The sequence below is a fragment of the Saccharothrix longispora genome (assembly GCF_030852425.1).
Lineage (GTDB): Bacteria > Actinomycetota > Actinomycetes > Mycobacteriales > Pseudonocardiaceae > Actinosynnema > Actinosynnema longispora.
This window is the reverse complement of the sequence record NZ_NSDM01000010.1, coordinates 217357-235510: the sequence shown is the minus strand read 5'-3', so window position 1 is coordinate 235510 and position 18154 is coordinate 217357. Positions and strand designations below refer to the sequence as shown.

The following is an 18154-nucleotide window of genomic DNA, read 5'->3' as shown; positions in this document are numbered from 1 at the left end:
CCGATGACCGGGTACTACGAGCTGCGGCACCGCGTGGGCTTCGAGGAGACGAACTTCGTCGGCAACGTCTACTACTCCCACTACCTGCGCTGGCAGGGCCACTGCCGGGAGAAGTTCCTGCTGGAGCAGGCCCCGGCGGTGCTGGCGGAGATCGTGCACGACGACCTCAAGCTGTTCACGCTGAAGGTCGACTGCGAGTTCTACGCCGAGATCGCCGCCTTCGACGAGCTGAGCGTGCGGATGCGGCTGGAGGAGCTGACGCAGACGCAGATCGCGTTCGCGTTCGACTACGTCAAGCTCCAGGACGGCGCGGAGACGCTGGTGGCGAGGGGGTCGCAGCGGATCGCCTGCATGCGCGGCCCGAACAACAACACCGTTCCCACGCGGGTGCCCGCCCAGTTGCGGGAGGCGCTCGCACCGTTCAGCACCGCGCAGGTCGCGTAGCCGGCCGCACCGGGTCCGGACGGGTGCCGGCCACGACCGCCGGCACCCGTCCGGACCCGGCCCCTTACCACCACGAGCAGTGAGGGAATCCATGGCGCACATCGACCTCGGAGTCGACGAGACCCTGTTCCCGGGGATCAGCGGCCCGCTGCGGTACCGCCCGGAGACGGCCAAGCCGCTGATGGAACTGGCGGAGGTGCTGCTGCGCGGCCCGCACCCGCTCACGGCGGGCGAGCGCGAGCTGATCGCGGCGTACGTCTCCGGGCTCAACGAGTGCACCTTCTGCTGCGGCTCCCACTCCGCGTTCGCCGCGGCGCAGCTGGACGAGGGCATGGAACTCGTCGACCGGGTCCGCGCGGACCTGGACACCGCACCCGTCCCGGAGAAGCTGCGGGCGCTGCTGCGCATCGCGGGCGCGGTGCAGCGGGGTGGCCGCGGTGTCGGCGCGGAGCTGGTCGACGCCGCCCGCGCGGAGGGCGCCACCGACCTGGAGATCCACGACACCGTGCTGATCGCGGCGGCGTTCTGCATGTACAACCGCTACGTCGACGGCCTCGCCACGGTGGTCCCGGCGGACCCGGCGGCCTACGCGGACACCGCGCGGCACATCGTGCGCCAGGGCTACCTGGGCTGATCGCGGGGTTCCCCGCACCACGTGCGGCGAAGGCGGAGCTCCCGCCGGGGCGTCCCGACGCCCCGGCGGGAGCTCCGCCTTCGTCGTGCCCGGTGCGCGCGGCGCGGTCAGCCGGCGGCCGCGGTCCCGGCCGCCCGGGTCGACAGCAGGCCCTCGCGGTGCAGCCAGCGGACGGTGTCGGCGAAGGTCTCCACCAGCGGTCTGCCCGCACGGCCACTCGCCCCCTCGGCCACCCTGGCCGCACACGCGCAGGTGTAGAGGGCGCCGTACTCGGCCGGGATGTGCCAGGGCCACACCCGCTGCACCAGGCCCGTGACCAGGCCGAGCGGCAGCATCGCCCGCGCCGGCAGGTGCGCGGTGGGCAGCGCGCGGCCGGTGACCTCGCGCAGCAGCGCCACGAACCGGCGGGTCGTCAGGTGCTCGCCGGGACCGAAGTGGCGGTTCCCCTCCGGTCCTCCCCCGCCCAGCAGCCCCGCGTGCAGCGCGGCGGTGTCGCGGACGTCGCCCACCGGCAGTCCCCCGGTCGGCCAGATCGGCATCAGGCCGCGCAGCGTGTTGCGCAGCCGGGTGACCTGGTCGCCCAGCTTCGGGTCGTGCGGGCCGAGCAGGGCGGGCGGGTAGGTGATCGTCACCGGCGCCCCCGCGGCCTGGTGGGCGCGGGCGACGGACTCGGCGGCGGCCTTGGCCGCGAGGTACGTCTCGCGCGGGCGGCCGACCGGGGAGTCCGGGCCGAGCTCCCGGCCCGGTGACGGCAGCAGCGCGCCGAAGCTGGAGACGTGCACGACCCGACCGACCCCGGCGCGGCGCGCGGCGTCCAGCACCCGCTCGGTGCCGGTCACGGTCGTCCGGGCGATCTCGCGGTGCGCCCGGCTGTCGAACGAGTAGACCGACGCGGCGTGGAGGAGCGCGTCGGCGCCCTGCGCCAACCTCTCCACGCCGAACCGGTCGAGCACGTCGCCCCGCACCACGTCGACCGCGCCGGGGTCCACCCCCAGCGGCGCGAGCGCGCGGTCCACGGCGGACTCGTCGCGGACGAGCAGCCTGACGCGGTGGCCCGCCCGGAGCACGGCGGCGACGGAGTGCGAGCCGACGTAGCCCGTGCCACCGGTGACGCTGACCAGCATGGAACCTCCCAATGCGGGAAGGGGCCGTTGCCCGCGGCACGGACAACGGCCCCTTCGGTTCGGTCGGGCGGTCAGGCCACCTTGGCGGTGCTCCCGGCGGCGTCCACCTGGTAGCGCGGGGAGTTCTGGTAGGCGGCCAGCTTCCACTCGCCGTCCCGGCGGACCGCGAGCCACGAGGCGCGGATGGCGTTCGCCTCGGTCACCTCGGTCTCACCGGGGTGCAGGACACCACCGAGGCTCAGCAGGAGGATCACGTCCGGGCCGAGGACCCGGATGCTGATCGGCTTGCCGGTCACCTGCGTGCCCTTCCAGCGGCCCGCCCACTCCTTGGTCATCTGCTCGCGGATCTCGTCCCGACCGGTGGACAGCGACCCCGGCAGGATCATGGTCCCGTCGTCGACGAACACGCTCGCGAACGTGTCGGCGTCGTGGTAGGCCCACGCGGCGAGGACCTTCTGGGTCAGGGCCGCGATCGCCGCCTGGTCCGCTTGGGGGTTCATACCGGGTTCCTCCTGGTCTCGGCGTTCCGTGCTAGATGTAGAGCGTGTTGGGCTCCAGGCCGCACAGCACCCGGCCGTAGAGCTCGAAGTTCGTGTTCGGGTGCATCAGGGCGTGCTGGTTGACCGCCTGGATGTCGCGGTTGAACCGCTGGATCGGGATGCCGCTGTAGATCGAGGTGCCGCCGCTCGCGGTGGCGAGGACGTCGATCGCGTCCTTGGCGAGCCGGATCACGCTGCCGACGTCGGCGCGCGTCTTGGCGCGCTCCTCGAGCTTCCACTCGGTGCCCTCTTCGCACTTGCGGTCCACCAGGTTCGACGTGCGCCAGGCGTGGAACTCGGCCTCGTCGATCTTCAGCGACGCCTCGGCCACCTGGAAGTGGGTGATCGGCGCTTCGCGCTGGCTCTCGTAGTTCGTGTAGGTGATCTTGCGGTCGGGGAGCCGTTCGAAGAAGACGTCCATGGCGCCCTTCGCGATGCCCACGATCGCGCCCGTCGAGGACGCGGCCGCGACCGGCATCAGGGGCGCGCGGTAGATCGGGGTGTTCCCGTTGCGCTTGGACGCGGTCTGGCCGGACAGCAGCACCGGCAGCGGGAGCACGCGCTCCGACGGCACGAACAGGTCCTTCGCCACGGTGCTGACGCTGCCGGTGCCGCGCAGGCCGGAGGTGTCCCAGTCGTCGACGACGAGCAGGTCGGACAGCGGCACCAGCGCCATCACCGGGTACGGCTCGCCGTTCGGCGGGACCAGGATGGCGATGATCTCCTGCCACTGCGCGTGGTGCGCGCCGCTGATGAAGCCCCACTTGCCGTTCAGGACGATGCCGCCGTCGGCCGGCGCGGCCATCGCGGACGGGCTCAGCGTCCCGCAGATCCGCACGTCCGGGGTGGCGAACACCTCCTCCTGCACCTCGTCCGGGAACTGGCACGTCATCCAGGTCGGGATCCAGTACACCGACGTCACCCAGGCGGTGGAGGCGCAGCCCCGGCCGAGTTCGGCGGCGACCTGGGCGAGCGTGAGGGTGTCCACCTCGTAGCCGCCGAAGTGCTTCGGGCGCCGCAGCTTGAACATGCCGGCGTCGGCGAGCGCCTCGACCACCTCGTCGTGCAGCCTGCGGTTCTGCTCCGCCCACGGCGCGTGCTTCCGCAGGAGCGGGATCAGGTCCGTTGCCTTGCGCACGAGCTCGTCGCGCGATGGAACCGTGGTGGCCAAGATGTCCTCCAAGCGAAGAAGCGGGCGAGAACGATCACCAGGTCACGCGAGGGCCGGTGCTGGCGTCCTCGGGTTGTCGTGTCCGGATCGTCGTGGTGGGACCACGGGTGGTCCGGCTGTCGTGCTCGTCGTGGTGGCGCGGCCGCTCCCCTGGAGGTCGGGGCCGATCCCCCGGCGGCCGAGCGCGGTCGGGGCGAGGTGGTGGCAGGTGCTGTCGGCCCGCCCGGGGCCGCGCTCCCGAACGGCTCGTGCTCAGGCTCGGACTCGACTCTCCACCACGGCGGACCGGGGTGCATCTCCGCTCGTGCCGTCCCCCGGAGCGGCCACCGCCGTGGCCCCGTCGAGGCCGGGTCCGGGCGTGATCACCTTCCCCGGGTTGAGGATGCCCGCCGGGTCGAGCGCGGCCTTCACCGCCCGGTGGACGCGCAGGCCGACCGGACCCAGCTCGTGGGCGAGCCAGTCCCTCTTGAGCGTCCCGACGCCGTGCTCCCCGGTGCAGGTGCCCCCCAGCGACAACCCGAGCCGCATGATCTCGTCGAACACGGCCCGGCCGCGCTCCACGCTCGACGGGTCGGCCTGGTCCACGACGATCACCGGGTGCAGGTTCCCGTCCCCGGCGTGCCCGACCACCCCCACGAGCACGTCGTGGCGCGCCGCGATCTCCTCGACCCCGACGACCAGGTCGACGACGCGCGACCGGGGGACGGCGATGTCGTCGACCACGAGCCCGCCGCGCCCGTCCGGGTGGCGCGCGGTGGCGAGGTGCTCCATCGCGGGGTGCGCCAACCTGCGGGCCGCGGTCAACGCCTCGGCCTCGACCGCGTCGCTCGCGACGTACAGCTCGCTCGCCCCGGGCCGGCAGCACTCGGCGATCGCGGCCAGCTCGTCCCCGGCGCGGTCGCCGGTGTCGGTCGCGACGAGCAGCATGGCCCCCGCCCCGGTGTCCAGCCCCATCGGCCGGTAGGCCTCGATCGCCCGCAGGTGGGTGCGGTCGAGCAGCTCCACCATGCTCGGCACGTGACCGGCCGCGGTCATCGCGGCCACCGCCGCGCCGGCGGCGGCCACCTCCGGGTACACCGCCACCAGGGTCCTGGCCTCCGCCGCCGCGGGCCGCAGCCGCACGGTGATCTCGGTGATGATCCCGAGCGTGCCCTCCGAACCGACGAACAGGGCGGTCAGGTCGTAGCCGGCGACGCCCTTGGCGGTGCGACGACCGCACCGCAGGACCTCGCCGTCGGCGAGCACGACCTCCAGCCCGAGCACGTACTCGCCGGTCACGCCGTACTTGACGCAGCACATGCCGCCCGCGTTCGTGGCGACGTTCCCGCCGATCGTCGAGGACTCCCACGAGCCCGGGTCCGGCGGGTAGGCCAATCCTTCCTCGGCGGCGGCCCGGCGCAGCTCCGCGTTGACCACGCCGGGCTGCACCACCGCGATCCGCTCCGCCGGGTCGATCTCCACGATCCGGTCCATCCCGGCCAGCGACACGACCACCGCGCCGTCCACGGCGTTCGCGGCGCCCGCCAACCCCGTCCGCGCGCCCTGCGGGACCACCGGGACGCCGTGCGCCGCCGCCACCTCCACGACGGCGGCCACCTCGGCGGTGTCCCGCGGGCGCACCACCACCAGCGGCACACCGGCGTCGCACAGGTCGGCCTTGTCGCGGCGGTGGTGCTCGAGCAGGTCCGGGTCGGTCAGCACCCGGTCCGGCGGCAGCACCGCCCGCAGGCCCTCGACGACAGGTTCCATGGACCCGACCCTAGCCACTGCCGCCGGTACCGCTCCAGACCACGATCCGACACCGCTACGGCGCGCGGGGGACGGGGCGGAGCGGCCGGTCGACGTGGCCGGGGGCCGGCCCGGTCCCAGTGCACGCAGGGAGATGCGGTGCCGCGGACGCCCGCACGACACTGCTGGACGGACATCTCTCGGCGCCGTTGGAGGCAGCATGAGCACGTTTCGAGTGGACGGGCACCTGACCGGGATCGCCGACGCGACGCTCGCCGCGGCCGCGCGATCCGGGACGGCGCCGTCGCCCTCCGCGGACGGCGTGACACCGGCGCGGAAGTCCTGAGCCATGGCCGACAACGGATCAGGGCACGGCGGGCACGAACCACGCGACGCCGAGCCCGGCAACCGCAGGCGTACCCGCCCGCTCACCGGCGACGAGTACGTCGAGAGCCTCCGCGACGGCCGTGAGATCTACCTCAATGGCGAGCGGGTCAAGGACGTCACCGAGCACGTGGCCTTCCGCAACCCGATCCGGATGACCGCGCGGATGTACGACGCGCTGCACGACCCGGCCACGAAGGGCAAGCTGACCGCGCCCACCGACACCGGCAGCGACGGCTACACGCACCGGTTCTTCCGCGCGCCCCACAGCGTCGACGACCTCGTCGCCGACCAGGAGGCGATCGCCACGTGGGCGCGCATCGGCTACGGCTGGCTGGGGCGCAGCCCCGACTACAAGGCCTCGTTCCTCGGCACGCTCGGCGCGAACGCCGAGTTCTACAAGCCGTTCGACGACAACGCGCGCCGGTGGTACCGGGAGTCGCAGGAGAAGGTCCTGTACTGGAACCACGCGCTGGTCAACCCCCCGGTGGACCGCAAGCTGCCGCCGGACCAGGTGGGCGACGTCTTCGTGCACGTGCACAAGGAGACGGGCGCCGGTCTCCTGGTGAGCGGCGCCAAGGTCGTGGCCACCGGCTCCGCGCTCACCCACTACAACTTCATCGGGCACTTCGGGCTGCCGATCAAGAAGCGCGAGTTCGCGCTCGTGGCGACGATCCCCATGGACGCCAAGGGGATGAAGCTGATCTGCCGGCCGTCCTACACGGCGACGGCGGCGACCACCGGCTCGCCGTTCGACTACCCGCTGTCGTCCCGGCTCGACGAGAACGACACGATCCTGATCCTCGACAAGGTCCTCATCCCGTGGGAGAACGTGTTCGTCTACGGCGACCTCGGCAAGGCGCAGACGTGGGCCACGCAGTCCGGGTTCATCGACCGGTCGACGTTCCAGGGCTGCACCCGGCTCGCGGTCAAGCTGGAGTTCATCGCGGGCCTGCTGTCCAAGGCGCTGGAGATCACCGGCACCGAGGACTTCCGCGGCGTGCAGACGCGGATGGGCGAAGTGCTCGCCTGGCGGAACCTGTTCTGGGGCTTGTCGGACGCCGCGGCGCGCAACCCGGTGCCGTGGCGCGACGGCGCCCTGCTGCCCAACCCGCAGTACAGCCAGGCGTACCGGTGGTTCGCCCAGATCGGCTACCCGCGGGTGCGGGAGATCGTGCTCCAGGACGTGGCGAGCGCGCTGATCTACGTGAACTCCAGCGCCGAGGACTTCGGCAACGAGAACATCCGCGGTTACCTCGACACCTACCTGCGCGGTTCCAACGGGATCGACGCGGTGACGAGGGTGAAGGTCATGAAGCTGCTGTGGGACTCGGTCGGCACGGAGTTCGCCGGCCGGCACGAGCTGTACGAGCGCAACTACTCGGGCAACCACGAGAACACCAGGGTCGAGCTCCTGTACAGCCAGCTGGCGTCCGGGCAGGTCGACGACTACCGGGCGTTCGTCGACCAGTGCCTCGCGGAGTACGACCTCGACGGGTGGACCACGCCGGACCTGTCCCGCTAGCACGCACGGGAGCCCTGGTCGCCGCGCGGGCGGCCAGGGCTCCCGTGCGCTCGGGCCGCCACCGGCGTCGACCGGGGGTCGGCTCTCGACGGCGTCGCTCAGGACACGTCGGCGACCAGCCGGGACAGCCGGCGCACGCCCTCGCGGACGCGCTCAGGTTCCAGGTAGCTGCACGACAACCGCAGCGCGCGGTGACCGCCGCTCCGGTAGAAGAAGCTCATGGGGGTCCACAGCACCCCGTAGCGCTCCGCGGAGACCTCCAGCAGCTTCTCGTCCGCCGGGAACGGGACGTCGACCACCACGAAGAACCCGCCGGCGGGGGTGTTCCAGCGCACGCCGTGCTCGTCGTGCCCCGACCGCGGGAAGTGGTCCTCCAGCGCGGTGAGCAGCGTCCGCAGGTTGCGGCGGTAGAACGCGATCTTGTCCTGGTTGGCCGCGCGCAGGCTGCAGTCCGCCTCGACCAGCACGCCGCCGATGACGGCCTGCGCGATCGGCGAGGTGTTCACCGTCAGCATGCTCTTGACGGCCGACATCTCCTCGGCGAGCAGGGTGCGCCCGCCCGCCTCGTCCACGACGACCTGGTCCGCCACGAGGAAACCGACCCTGGCGCCGGGGAAGCAGGACTTGGCGAACGAGCCGAGGTAGATCACGCACCCGTCGGTGTCCAGCGACTTCAGCGTCGGACGTGGCTCGTCGTCGAGGCCGAACAGGCCGTACGGGTCGTCCTCCAGCACCAGCAGGTCGTGCTCGGCGGCGACGTCGAGCAGGCGGCGGCGGGTCGGCACCGGCATCGAGGCGCCCGAGGGGTTGGCGAAGTTCGGCACGACGTAGAGGGCGCGGGGGCGCTTGCCCTCGGCGCGCACCCGTCGGGCCACCTCGGCCACGGTCCGCGGGTCGAGCCCGTCGGCGCCCTCGGGCACCGCGACCACCTCGACGCCGAGGATCCTGGCCGCGCCGGTCATCCCGACGTAGCAGGGCTCGACCGCCAGCAGGACGTCGTCGGGTTCCACGCACAGCGCGCGCAGCGCGATGACCATGGCTTCCTGGCACCCCGCGGTGACCATCACCGACTCGGCGGGCACCTCGATGCCGTGGTCGACGTCGAGCATCCGCGAGATCAGCGAGCCGAGCTGGCCGTTGGTGCGCCCGTACTGGAGGAGCAGGCCGCGCACCCGCTCGTCGGTGAGGCCTTCCGCGCGCAGGTGCCCGACGTAGGTCCGCAGGTACCGCTCGACGTCGTCGACGGAGTAGAACCCGTCGTAGGGCCGGCCCGCGGCGAGCGAGATCGCGTCCGGGTACCGGCCGGCGATCTCGTTGAGGAAGTTCATCGACGTGGCGACGGGGTCCTGGACCGAGACGTGCAGGTCGCCGCGGGACAGCTCAACCATGGTTCTCCGGTGTGGTCGGCGGACGCGTCGCCAGCGCCTGCTCCGTCAGCTCGACGAGCCTGGTGCCGACGTCGACGACGGGCAGCGGGGACACGGCGGTCACGAACGGCAGCACGGCGGTGAAGTGGGTGCACGCGAGCACGACGGCCTCCAGGCCGAGCCGCTCGGCGAGGCGCAGCGTCGTCGGCAGGTGCGACGCCTCGAACGCCGCTTCGGGGTCCCCGGCCTCGATCCCCCGGACCAACGCCGGGTCCGACACCCCCAGCACCCGGTGGTCCGGGTTCGCCGACCGGACGGCGCGCTCGACACCGACGACGGCGTGCGCGTTCCCGGTGACCGCCAACGACGAGCGCAGCGACGTGAGGTCGCCGTAGACGGTGACGGGCGAGATCACGGGCAGCGCGGCTCCGTCGCTGTCCACGACCGCCGACAGCGAGTTGCAGAACAGCATCACGAGTTCGGTGCCCGACTCGCGCAGGGCGCCGACCCGCGCGTGGAACGCGGCCGCCAGTCCTCCGGGGTCCTGGTACTGCATCGCGTCCTGCTCGTCCGGTGTCCGCGCCATGGCGTGCGCGGACGCGCCGATCCCCCTGGCCCGCAACAGCTCGGCGCCGAGCCCGGAGTCGTAGGGGGTACCCGCGATGACGGCCACCACCGGTGCCTCGTCGTCCGCCACCATCACGTCTCCATCCCCCGGCGAGCGTCCTCGCCACCAGGCTCCCACCCGCGGCGGCCCCACCCGTATCCCACTGTGCCCTATCCGGGCGCGGTCCCGCTGCACGCCACTTCGGTGCGCACCGACCGCCGCCCGCCCTGTGGACACGACCCGTCCATTGTCGCCGACCGGCGAGGCGAACACGGAAAAGGCGCACCGGCATCTTCCGCAGTGCTCGATGCCGGCCGGCGGACGGCATGCCGAAACGCTTTTATCCCACGTTGCCTATTGTGGCCGGCAGCGCCGCGACGCCATCCCGGAGACCGTTTCCTGAGGTACCTTGTGCGACGTGCCGTGATTGTCCTCCGACACCGGCACGCTTTCCCATCGACCGTCATCGGTCGTCGGCCGGGCACCTGAGTGGAGCATTACGAGCTCCGGGGAGACAGCTATGAACAAAAGCCGTCCAGTGGTATTGGACCCCACGGGCCGAGACATCCACGCTGAAGCGGACCACCTGCGCGCACTGGGTCCCGCCACCCGGGTGGAACTTCCCGGTGGTGTACTGGCCTGGTCCGTCAACAGCTACGAGGTCAGCAAGAAGTTGCTGAGCGACCCGAATGTCAGCAAGAGCGCCCGCAACCACTGGCCGGCCTTCGTCAACGGGGAGGTCCCGCCCGACTGGGAGATGATCAGTTGGGTGGCGATGGACAACATCTCCACCACCTTCGGCAAAGACCACCGCAGGCTGCGCCGGCTGACCAGCAAGGCGTTCGGCGCGCGCAGGCCCGAGGAGGTCCGCCCGAAGGCGCAGGCGATGATCGACATGCTGCTCGACCGCATGGAGGCCGCCGCGGCGGCCGGTGAGGTGGTCGACCTGAAGGCGTCGTTCGCGTACCCGCTGCCCGGCATGCTGGTGGCCGAGCTGATCGGCATGTCGGACGAGGCCAGGGTGGCGGCCGCGAAGATGATCGACCTCATGGTCGCCACGGACGTGACGCCCGAGCAGGCCCAGGACACCCTGCTGGGCTGGCGCGGCGCCATCGCCGACCTCATCGCGCAGAAGCGCGCGGAGCCCGGCCCCGACATCACGAGCGACCTGATCGCCGCACGGGACGAGGACGGCTCGCAGATGTCCGAGCAGGAGATGACCGACACGGTCTTCGCGATCCTCGGCGCGGGCTCGGAGACCACGATCAACTTCATCGACAACGCGGTCACCGCGCTGCTCACGCACCCCGAGCAGCTGGAACTGGTCAAGACCGGGCAGGTGTCCTGGGAGGAGGTCATCGAGGAGGTGCTGCGGCTCCAGGCGCCGCTGGCGAGCCTGCCGCTGCGGTTCGCGGTGGAGGACATCGAACTGGACGGCGTGACCATCCCCAAGGGCGACCCGATCCTGATCAACTACGCCGCCCTCGGCCGGGACCCCGCGCTGCACGGGGAGTCCGCCGCCACGTTCGACATCACCCGCGAGGACAAGGAGCACCTGTCCTTCGGGCACGGCCCGCACTACTGCCTGGGCGCCGGCATCGCCCGGATGCTGGCCAAGGCCGCGCTCTCCTCGCTCTTCGAGCGCTTCCCCGACCTGACGCTCGCCGTCGACGTCGAGGACCTCGTGCCCTACCCGACCTTCATCATGAACGGGCACCGCCGACTGCCCGTCCGCCTCACGGGAGCGGTCTCGGCGGCGGCGTGACGCCCGGACCACCGCCCCCTGCCGGAAGCCGCCCCGGGCACCCCTCGCCCGGGGCGGCTTTCCCGTGGGTCGAGGTCGAGCGGACCGGTCGGCGCACCGGCAGGAGGCGTTCGCGCTCCGAGCGCCGTGGTGCCGTGGTGCCGTGGTGCCGTTCACGACGATGCTCCGCGCCTCCGCCGTGACCTCCGCCTCCGGTTGTCCGGCGGCCCGGCCCGGGGAGTGCTCGAGCACGTCGCAGGCGTCGTCCGACTCCGCCGGGCGCTCAGCCGACCGGGTGGTGTCGTGACCGGAGGTCGAGTGCGTCCACCGGGCGAGAGCCCCGGGGAGTGAGGACACCGGAGAGGACGCGCAGTCCCGGACCGTCCGGTCCCGCGACCAGCAGGTCTCACGCCGCGCGGACGACATCGGCGGCACCGCCCTCGTGGACGTACCGGGGTGCGACCGCGTCGCGCGTGGTGGACAGGTCGCCCCCGCGGTCCGCGGTCCCGTGGCGGGTCACCCGGTCCGGATGTCACGCGGATCACCCGGCGTGCCGGACGTCCGCCACCGCCACCGCCCGCCACCGCCCGCGCCCGCCACCGCCCGCGCCCGCCGCTCGAACCGGCCGGCCGGGAAACGGGCGGACCCCGTGCGCTGCCTCGCGCCGCACGGGGTCCGGGGTCCGCGTGGGGGTCAGGACTTCAGGAGCTCGGCCAGGACCTCGTCGATGGCCGCACCGTCCTCGGGGCGCAGGCCGAACATGGTGAAGTGCCCCATCGGGCTGTCGATCACCCGAAGCCGGGCGCCGGGGATCATGGCCACGTCGGCCTCGTGGTCCGCGACCGGGGCGAACATGTCGTCGCTGAAGGCGACGGCGACGAACTTCGCGCTGATCCGGCCGAGCGCCGCGGCCAGGTCGCCGCCGGTGTGCAGGCCGACGTCGCCGGCACGCCACTTCGCCGCCTGGCAGAGCAGGTTGTTCGGGTCCATCACCTGGTAGTAGCCGCGCATGAACCCCTGGCCGTAGTCGTCCGCCGAGGCGAACCCGAGCGCGCGCCAGATCTCGTCGCGGAAGAACCGGGCGCTGGTGCTCGTCATGGTGAAGGCCATCGCGTGCCGCTTCAGGCCGAGGCGCACGTCGGCGGGGTCGGTGTAGAAGCCGTCCGCGAAGGCCGGGTCCGAGCGCAGCAGCTCGGTGTGCAGGTCGACGAACAGCTTGTTGTGCGCGGAGGTCCTCGCGGTCGCCGCGAAGACGGCCGCCCGGCGCACCGCCTCCGGGTAGCGCACCGCCCACTCGTAGGTCTGCTGGCCACCCATCGACCAGCCGACCACCGCGTGCAGGGCCGTGATGCCGAACTCCTCGGTGACCAGCCGGTGCTGGGCGCGCACGTCGTCGGAGATCGCCACCGGCGGGAACTGGCCGCGGTCGAACGGCGCCGGGGTGTTGCTCGGCGACGAGGACAGGCCGTTGCCGAACTGGTCGGGCAGGATGATGAAGTACTGGGAGGGGTCCAGCGCGCGCCCCTCGCCGATGAGCCCAGCCAGCGAGGCGGAGTTGCCCGAGTACATGTGCGGGAAGAGGACCGCATTGTCCTTGGCCGAGTTCAGGCTACCGAATGTCCGATATGCCAGTTTTGCGTTCGGCAGCGTATAGCCGCTGTCGAACGCGAAGGGGCCGAGCTCGAACTGCCGCGGTGCGGCGGTGTGGTCGTCGTCACCCATCATGACCTCCAGACAAATAATGCCGACGTGGTTCCCCAACGCTCCGACGCAGCGTCCGGAAAGGCCGGCCACGCGCGCAGCGGCTCGCACGCGTGCTACCGACGGTGCAATCCGCCGCTCATTTTCATTCCCGACCCCGCGACCTCCCAACTCCCGTGTTGCCGTCGTCGTGCCGACGTCGGAACGACCTCGTCGGAGAAGCCGCGGCAGCCTTCCGGACTCCGCCCGCCGCCGACCGCACGCGAAAAGAAGATAATCGGCCGACCGCGGTTAACATGATGGACATTGCCGCCTGTTCAAGCGGTCAACGCGTTCCGATACCTTCTAAGGCGGGAGGATAATTCCCCATGGACAGTGTGGCCGAAGAAGTCGACGCAGTGGTCGTCGGGGCCGGCTTCGCCGGTCTCTACGCGCTCTACAAACTCCGCGGGCAAGGGCTCTCGGTCAGGGTCTTCGAGGCGGCCGACGACGTCGGCGGGACGTGGTACTGGAACAAGTACCCCGGCGCCCGGTGCGACGTGGAGAGCATGCACTACTCGTACTCGTTCGACCCCGCGCTGGAACAGGAATGGGAGTGGACGGAGAAGTACGCCGGCCAGCCCGAGATCCTCTCCTACCTCAGGCACGTCGCCGACCGCTACGACCTGCGCAAGGACGTGGTCTTCGAGACCAGGGTGACGGGGGCGAGCTTCGACGAGGGCACCGCCAGGTGGCACGTCCGCACCGATCGGGGGCACGTCGTGTCCGCGCGGTACTGCGTCATGGCCGTCGGCTGCCTCTCGGTGCCGAAGTTCCCGGAGGCGCCGGGCCTGGAGGCGTTCACGGGGCCCTGGTACCACACCGGCACCTGGCCGGAGGGCGGTGTGGACTTCACCGGGCAGCGGGTGGGCGTGATCGGCACGGGCTCGTCCGGCATCCAGGCCATACCGCTCCTCGCCGAGCAGGCGGCGGAGCTGACGGTGTTCCAGCGCACGCCGAACTTCAGCTTCGCGGCGTTCAACGGCCCCCTCGACCCGGACCGGGTGGCCGACGTCAAGGCGAACTACCGGGAGGTCCGCGAGGCCGACCGGAACTCCATCTTCGGCATCGCGGTGGAGTGGCCGACGAAGTCGGCGCTCGAGGTGGACGAATCCGAGCGGCGGGCCGTCTACCAGGAGCGCTGGAACCGAGGGCACCTCAACGGGCTCGTGCAGTCGTTCACCGACCTCATCTTCGACGAGGAGGCGAACGAGACGGCCGCCGAGTTCGTCCGCGAGCAGGTGCGCGGCAAGGTCGACGACCCGGAGACGGCGCGCAAGCTCGAACCGCGCGGCTACCCGTTCTCCACCAAGCGCCCCTGTCTCGACACCGGCTACTACGAGACCTACAACCGCGAGCACGTGCACCTCGTGGACCTGCGGGAGGAGGACCTCGTCGAGATCACCGCGACGGGCGTGCGGACCACCGCGGGCGAGTACGAGTTCGACAGCCTGGTCCTCGCCACCGGCTTCGACGCCATGACGGGCGCGTTCCTCGCCGTCGACATCACGGGCAGGAACGGCCTGTCGCTGCGGGAGAAGTGGCGCGACGGCCCCGTCACCTACCTCGGCCTCGCGGTGTCGGGCTTCCCGAACCTGTTCACCGTCACCGGCCCCGGGAGCCCGTCCGTGCTGAGCAACATGGTCGTGTCGATCGAGCAGCACGTCGACTGGATCGGCGACCTGGTCGAGCACATGGCCCGCAACGGCCACGCCGCGGTCGAGGCGACCGAGACCGCGGAGAAGGAGTGGACCGAGCACGTGCGCGAGGTCAGCGAGGCGACGCTCTTCCCGAAGGCGGACTCCTACTACCTCGGCGCGAACGTCACCGGGAAACCGCGGGTCTTCATGCCCTACGTCGGCGGGGTCGCGCCCTACCGGCAGAAGTGCGACTCGGTCGCCGAGAGCGGGTACGCGGGATTCGACCTGCGGTGAGGTGGTCGGACGCCGGTGCGGGAGGCTGCTCCCGCACCGGCGCTGCGGGGCGGGCCCGGGCGGCGACCGGGGCCCGCCCCGCCGTGGTCCGCCACGGGCCCTGGTCCGGAACGGCGGCGGGCCCGTCCGGACGACGTCCGGACGGGCCCGCTCCCCCGCGGTGCGGGCGAGGGCTACTCGGACCGCTCCAGGTGCCGCTGGAGTTCGACGGCCTCGTACAGCGCCTTGATGTTCCCGCTGCCGAACGACGTGGCGCCGAGCCGCTCGATGAGCTCGAAGAAGATCGTGTTGCGCGGGTGCGTGGACATCGTGAAGATCTGGTACAGCTGCCCGCCGTGGTCCTCGTCGACCAGGATGTTGCGCTCGCGCAGGTCCCCGATCGCGTACCGGATCGGCTCCACCCGCCCGGCCAGCATCGAGTAGTAGCTGCCGGGGGCGTCCAGGAACGCGACGCCCCTCGCGGCCAGGGAGTCCAGGGTGGACACGATGTTGCCGGTGGCGAACGCCATGTGCTGGACCCCGGCGCCGCCGTGGTCGCGCAGGAAGCTGTCGATGTGGCCGGGTTCGCACGACACGTCCGGCTCGATCAACGTCAGGGTCACCGCGCCGGAGGTGCTCTCCACCACCCTCGTCGTCATGGCCTGCTTGCCGACCGCGACGCGCTCCTCGAAGATCAGGTCGAAGTCCAGCACGCGCCGGTAGAACTCGATCGACCGGTCGAGATCCCCCGGCTCGACGCAGACGGCGAAGTGGTCCACCGCGCCCAGTTGGACCGTGGCGTCGCCGGTGGGCGTCGCGGTCGGCCGCATGCCGGGGAGCGCGCGGCGCGGAGCCCCGGCGTGCCGCTGGATGAAGGTGTGCGCCACGTCGCCGAAGCCGATGATCGAGGCGGTGGTCACCCCGTCCACGGTGGCCGGCTCGGACACCGGCCGGGCGCCGCGCCGGACCGCCTCGTCGAACGCCGCCGACGCGTCGGCGACACCCAGGCCGATGTTCGCGACACCGTCACCGTGCTTCTTCACGTACTCGGCGGCGGCGTGGTCGGCGTCGGCGGACTCGGTGAGCACGAGGTCCACCTGGTTGTGGCTGAGCACCATCGACCGGACGGGCGCCTCCTCGTCGGAGGCCGCGCTGACGGCGAACCCGTAGCTGTTGAGCCACCAGGCCGCCTTCGACGGGAGGTCGCTGACGTAGAACTCGACGTGATCGACGGTCATGTCGTCGAAGGGACGCGTCATCGCGGTGCTCTTTCCTTCTCGTCGTGGGACCGTGCCGACGTGGGACACGGGGACGGCTCACCGAGAGCGGTCCGGCTGCTCGACCGGGCTCCGCGGCCGCATGTCCATCCAGTTCCACCCGCACGCACTCCATGCACGCCCCACGCCCGGCGGGACCGAACCCCGAGCCCACCCGCCCGGCAGCTCCGCGAACGAGGCCGCGGCGTGTGCCGGCCCTCGTCGTCGATCGGGGCCGCGTGCCGCGCGGGGCCGTTCTCGGAACGATTCGGCATCGTCATCCTGGGAATTCCGGAGTCAACGGATGTCGTGCACGACCCTCCCACCGGGGACCGCCCCCGTCATATCCGCCCGTGCGCTGCCCGGCACGGGTCCCGCAAGGCTGGAGATGCCCCGCGCGGACGCGGCGTGTGAGGCTTCCACCTGGGCGGACCGCCCTGGGTGAATGCGTGGGCGCGGCGATCGGCGTTCATTTCCCGTGAATTCCCCACCCGACGCGAGCGCTTTCACAATGATCAAACGGATACGAGGAGGTGACCGCGTGGGCCAGGATGCCGGTACGCGCGCGGTGGTGCTGGGCGGCAGCATCGCCGGGCTGTTTGCGGCCAGGGTGCTCGCAGACGCCTACGACGAGGTGCTGATCGTGGACCGCGACAAGCTCGTCGGCGTCAAGGGGGTGCGGCGGTTCTGCCCGCAGAGCCACCAGGCCAACGGGTTGCTGGCCCGCGGGGTGCAGGTGATGGAGGAGCTCTTCCCGGGGCTCACCCAGGAGATGATCGACCACGGTGTCCCCACCGGCGACCTGTCCGGCAGCTGCCGCTGGTACGCCAGGGGGTTCCGGCTCAAGCAGCAGCACGCCGGGCTGACCACCCTCGGCGTGGTCCGGCCGCTGTTCGAGTACTTCATCCGCGAGCGGGTGCAGCAGATCCCCAACGTGAGCTTCCTGGAGGAGCACGACATCCTCGGTCTCGTCACGACCGCGGACAAGAGCCGGGTCACCGGCGCCCGGGTGCAGGCCCGCGACGCGGACGTCGACAAGGTCATCGAGGGCGACCTGGTGGTCGACGCCACCGGCCGCGGTTCGCGGACCCCCGTCTGGCTGGAGCAGCTCGGCTACGAGAAGCCGGTCGAGGAGCGCAAGAAGATCGACCTCGGCTACGTGACGCAGCACTTCAAGCTCCGTCCCGGCGCCAACCCGTTCAACGGCGACGTGGCCATCAACCAGATCGCGCACGCCGGCGCGCCGCGCGGCAACGTCTTCTTCCTGGTGGAGGGCGGCAAGGTCGAGCTGACCACCTACGGCATCCTCGGCGACCACCCGCCCACCGACCGGGCCGGGCTCATGGAGTGGTTGAAGTCGTTGCCCGCCAAGGACGTCTACGAGACGCTGCGCTACGCGGACCCCGTGGACAAGGCGATGCCGTTCAAGTTCCCGACGACGCTGCGCAGGCACTACCAGGACCTGCGCCGGTTCCCCGACGGCCTGCTGGTCACCGGTGACGCGGTCACCTGCTTCAACCCCGTCTACGCCCAGGGCATGAGCGTGGCCGCGCTGTGCGCGCTGGTCATGCGCAGGCACCTGCACAGCGGCGTGGCGCCCGTGCCGCTCGACTACTTCCGCGACCTCGCCGCGGACGCCGTCGACGCCGCGTGGGAGATGACCAACACCATCGACCTGAGCCTGCCGGGCGTCGAGGGCGACCGCACCTTCAAGGTGCGCATGGCCAACTGGTACCTGAGGCGGGTGCAGATCGCCGCGACCCACGACGGCAAGATCACCGCCGCGTACTTCAAGACGGCGGGCCTGGTCGAGAAGCCGGAGTCGCTGATGCGGCCGGGGTTCGCCCTGCGCGTGCTGTGGAAGTCGCTGCGCGGCCCGTCCAAGGAGAGCCGGCAGCCGTACGTGTACCAGGTGCCCGAGGGCGTCGAGCCCGCGTTCGGCGAGCCCTCCGAGCTGGCCAAGTCGGCATGACCCGAC

The 18154-nt window shown here is 71.6% G+C and carries 15 protein-coding genes; 7 read left to right on the top strand and 8 right to left on the bottom strand.

The genetic code is table 11. The features are described 5' to 3' along the window. Positions 1 to 3: 3 nt before the first annotated feature. Both CKY47_RS23355 and CKY47_RS23350 read left to right on the top strand, forming a co-directional pair. Entirely contained in the window at positions 4 to 444 is a 441-nt protein-coding gene (locus tag CKY47_RS23355) for an acyl-CoA thioesterase (RefSeq protein ID WP_306748137.1), read from the top strand. Positions 445 to 535: 91 nt separating this feature from the next. Then, on the top strand, positions 536 to 1078 hold the full coding sequence (locus CKY47_RS23350) for a carboxymuconolactone decarboxylase family protein (protein ID WP_306748281.1): 543 nt from the start codon (positions 536 to 538) through the stop codon (positions 1076 to 1078). 107 nt (positions 1079 to 1185) lie between these two features. Here the strand turns inward: CKY47_RS23350 and CKY47_RS23345 are convergent, their stop codons facing one another. The 4 genes from CKY47_RS23345 to CKY47_RS23330 form a co-directional block, all read right to left on the bottom strand. Next, the gene (locus CKY47_RS23345) at positions 1186 to 2202 is read right to left on the bottom strand and encodes an NAD-dependent epimerase/dehydratase family protein (RefSeq protein ID WP_306748136.1); all 1017 of its coding nucleotides are present in this window, start codon (positions 2200 to 2202) and stop codon (positions 1186 to 1188) included. 71 nt (positions 2203 to 2273) lie between these two features. Further along, complete coding sequence (locus CKY47_RS23340) at positions 2274 to 2702, bottom strand: SgcJ/EcaC family oxidoreductase (protein ID WP_306748135.1); 429 nt, start codon at positions 2700 to 2702, stop codon at positions 2274 to 2276. A gap of 31 nt (positions 2703 to 2733) precedes the next feature. Beyond that, positions 2734 to 3915: an acyl-CoA dehydrogenase family protein gene (locus CKY47_RS23335; RefSeq protein WP_306748280.1), complete on the bottom strand. Its 1182-nt coding sequence runs from the start codon at positions 3913 to 3915 to the stop codon at positions 2734 to 2736. A gap of 249 nt (positions 3916 to 4164) precedes the next feature. Further along, positions 4165 to 5661 carry an FAD-binding oxidoreductase gene (locus CKY47_RS23330; protein ID WP_306748134.1) on the bottom strand — a complete coding sequence of 499 codons (1497 nt, stop codon included), beginning with the start codon at positions 5659 to 5661 and terminating at the stop codon, positions 4165 to 4167. Positions 5662 to 5860: 199 nt separating this feature from the next. On the opposite strand from CKY47_RS23330, the gene CKY47_RS23325 reads away from it, so the two are divergent. Then, the gene (locus CKY47_RS23325) at positions 5861 to 5986 is read left to right on the top strand and encodes a hypothetical protein (protein WP_306748133.1); all 126 of its coding nucleotides are present in this window, start codon (positions 5861 to 5863) and stop codon (positions 5984 to 5986) included. Between the two features lie 3 nt (positions 5987 to 5989). Continuing rightward, positions 5990 to 7549 (top strand): 4-hydroxyphenylacetate 3-hydroxylase N-terminal domain-containing protein, encoded by a 1560-nt coding sequence (locus tag CKY47_RS23320; RefSeq protein WP_306748132.1) that lies wholly within the window; start codon positions 5990 to 5992, stop codon positions 7547 to 7549. Between the two features lie 98 nt (positions 7550 to 7647). Here CKY47_RS23320 and CKY47_RS23315 read toward each other — a convergent pair whose 3' ends face one another. Continuing rightward, positions 7648 to 8937, bottom strand: coding sequence for an aminotransferase-like domain-containing protein (locus CKY47_RS23315; RefSeq protein WP_306748131.1), 1290 nt, complete (start codon positions 8935 to 8937; stop codon positions 7648 to 7650). Beyond that, the gene (locus CKY47_RS23310; RefSeq protein ID WP_306748130.1) at positions 8930 to 9616 is read right to left on the bottom strand and encodes an aspartate/glutamate racemase family protein; all 687 of its coding nucleotides are present in this window, start codon (positions 9614 to 9616) and stop codon (positions 8930 to 8932) included. The genes CKY47_RS23315 and CKY47_RS23310 overlap by 8 nt, the downstream gene beginning before the upstream one ends. Positions 9617 to 10136: 520 nt before the next feature. Between CKY47_RS23310 and CKY47_RS23305 the strand changes: the two genes are divergently transcribed. Continuing rightward, positions 10137 to 11288 (top strand): cytochrome P450 family protein, encoded by a 1152-nt coding sequence (locus CKY47_RS23305; protein WP_306748129.1) that lies wholly within the window; start codon positions 10137 to 10139, stop codon positions 11286 to 11288. Positions 11289 to 11960: 672 nt separating this feature from the next. On the opposite strand, the gene CKY47_RS23300 is transcribed toward CKY47_RS23305, so the two are convergent. Next, positions 11961 to 12989: an alpha/beta fold hydrolase gene (locus CKY47_RS23300; protein WP_306748128.1), complete on the bottom strand. Its 1029-nt coding sequence runs from the start codon at positions 12987 to 12989 to the stop codon at positions 11961 to 11963. Between the two features lie 347 nt (positions 12990 to 13336). Here CKY47_RS23300 and CKY47_RS23295 point away from each other — a divergent pair, with 347 nt between their 5' ends. Then, positions 13337 to 14941: a flavin-containing monooxygenase gene (locus CKY47_RS23295; RefSeq protein ID WP_306748127.1), complete on the top strand. Its 1605-nt coding sequence runs from the start codon at positions 13337 to 13339 to the stop codon at positions 14939 to 14941. 173 nt (positions 14942 to 15114) lie between these two features. Here the strand turns inward: CKY47_RS23295 and hppD are convergent, their stop codons facing one another. Then, positions 15115 to 16179, bottom strand: a complete 1065-nt coding sequence (gene hppD, locus CKY47_RS23290) for a 4-hydroxyphenylpyruvate dioxygenase (protein WP_306748125.1) — start codon at positions 16177 to 16179, stop codon at positions 15115 to 15117. Positions 16180 to 16717: 538 nt separating this feature from the next. Here hppD and CKY47_RS23285 point away from each other — a divergent pair. Then, positions 16718 to 18148 carry an NAD(P)/FAD-dependent oxidoreductase gene (locus tag CKY47_RS23285; protein ID WP_306748123.1) on the top strand — a complete coding sequence of 477 codons (1431 nt, stop codon included), beginning with the start codon at positions 16718 to 16720 and terminating at the stop codon, positions 18146 to 18148. The last annotated feature ends 6 nt before the right edge of the window (positions 18149 to 18154 follow it).

Excerpts from the sequence above, each read along its gene's own strand:
- CKY47_RS23355 (WP_306748137.1), top strand. The coding sequence starts at position 4 with ATGACCGGGTACTACGAGCTGCGGCACCGCGTGGGCTTCGAGGAGACG.
- CKY47_RS23350 (WP_306748281.1), top strand. The coding sequence starts at position 536 with ATGGCGCACATCGACCTCGGAGTCGACGAGACCCTGTTCCCGGGGATC.
- CKY47_RS23345 (WP_306748136.1), bottom strand. The coding sequence starts at position 2,202 with ATGCTGGTCAGCGTCACCGGTGGCACGGGCTACGTCGGCTCGCACTCC.
- CKY47_RS23340 (WP_306748135.1), bottom strand. The coding sequence starts at position 2,702 with ATGAACCCCCAAGCGGACCAGGCGGCGATCGCGGCCCTGACCCAGAAG.
- CKY47_RS23330 (WP_306748134.1), bottom strand. The coding sequence starts at position 5,661 with ATGGAACCTGTCGTCGAGGGCCTGCGGGCGGTGCTGCCGCCGGACCGG.
- CKY47_RS23325 (WP_306748133.1), top strand. The coding sequence starts at position 5,861 with ATGAGCACGTTTCGAGTGGACGGGCACCTGACCGGGATCGCCGACGCG.
- CKY47_RS23320 (WP_306748132.1), top strand. The coding sequence starts at position 5,990 with ATGGCCGACAACGGATCAGGGCACGGCGGGCACGAACCACGCGACGCC.
- CKY47_RS23315 (WP_306748131.1), bottom strand. The coding sequence starts at position 8,937 with ATGGTTGAGCTGTCCCGCGGCGACCTGCACGTCTCGGTCCAGGACCCC.
- CKY47_RS23310 (WP_306748130.1), bottom strand. The coding sequence starts at position 9,616 with ATGGTGGCGGACGACGAGGCACCGGTGGTGGCCGTCATCGCGGGTACC.
- CKY47_RS23300 (WP_306748128.1), bottom strand. The coding sequence starts at position 12,989 with ATGGGTGACGACGACCACACCGCCGCACCGCGGCAGTTCGAGCTCGGC.
- CKY47_RS23295 (WP_306748127.1), top strand. The coding sequence starts at position 13,337 with ATGGACAGTGTGGCCGAAGAAGTCGACGCAGTGGTCGTCGGGGCCGGC.
- hppD (WP_306748125.1), bottom strand. The coding sequence starts at position 16,179 with ATGACGCGTCCCTTCGACGACATGACCGTCGATCACGTCGAGTTCTAC.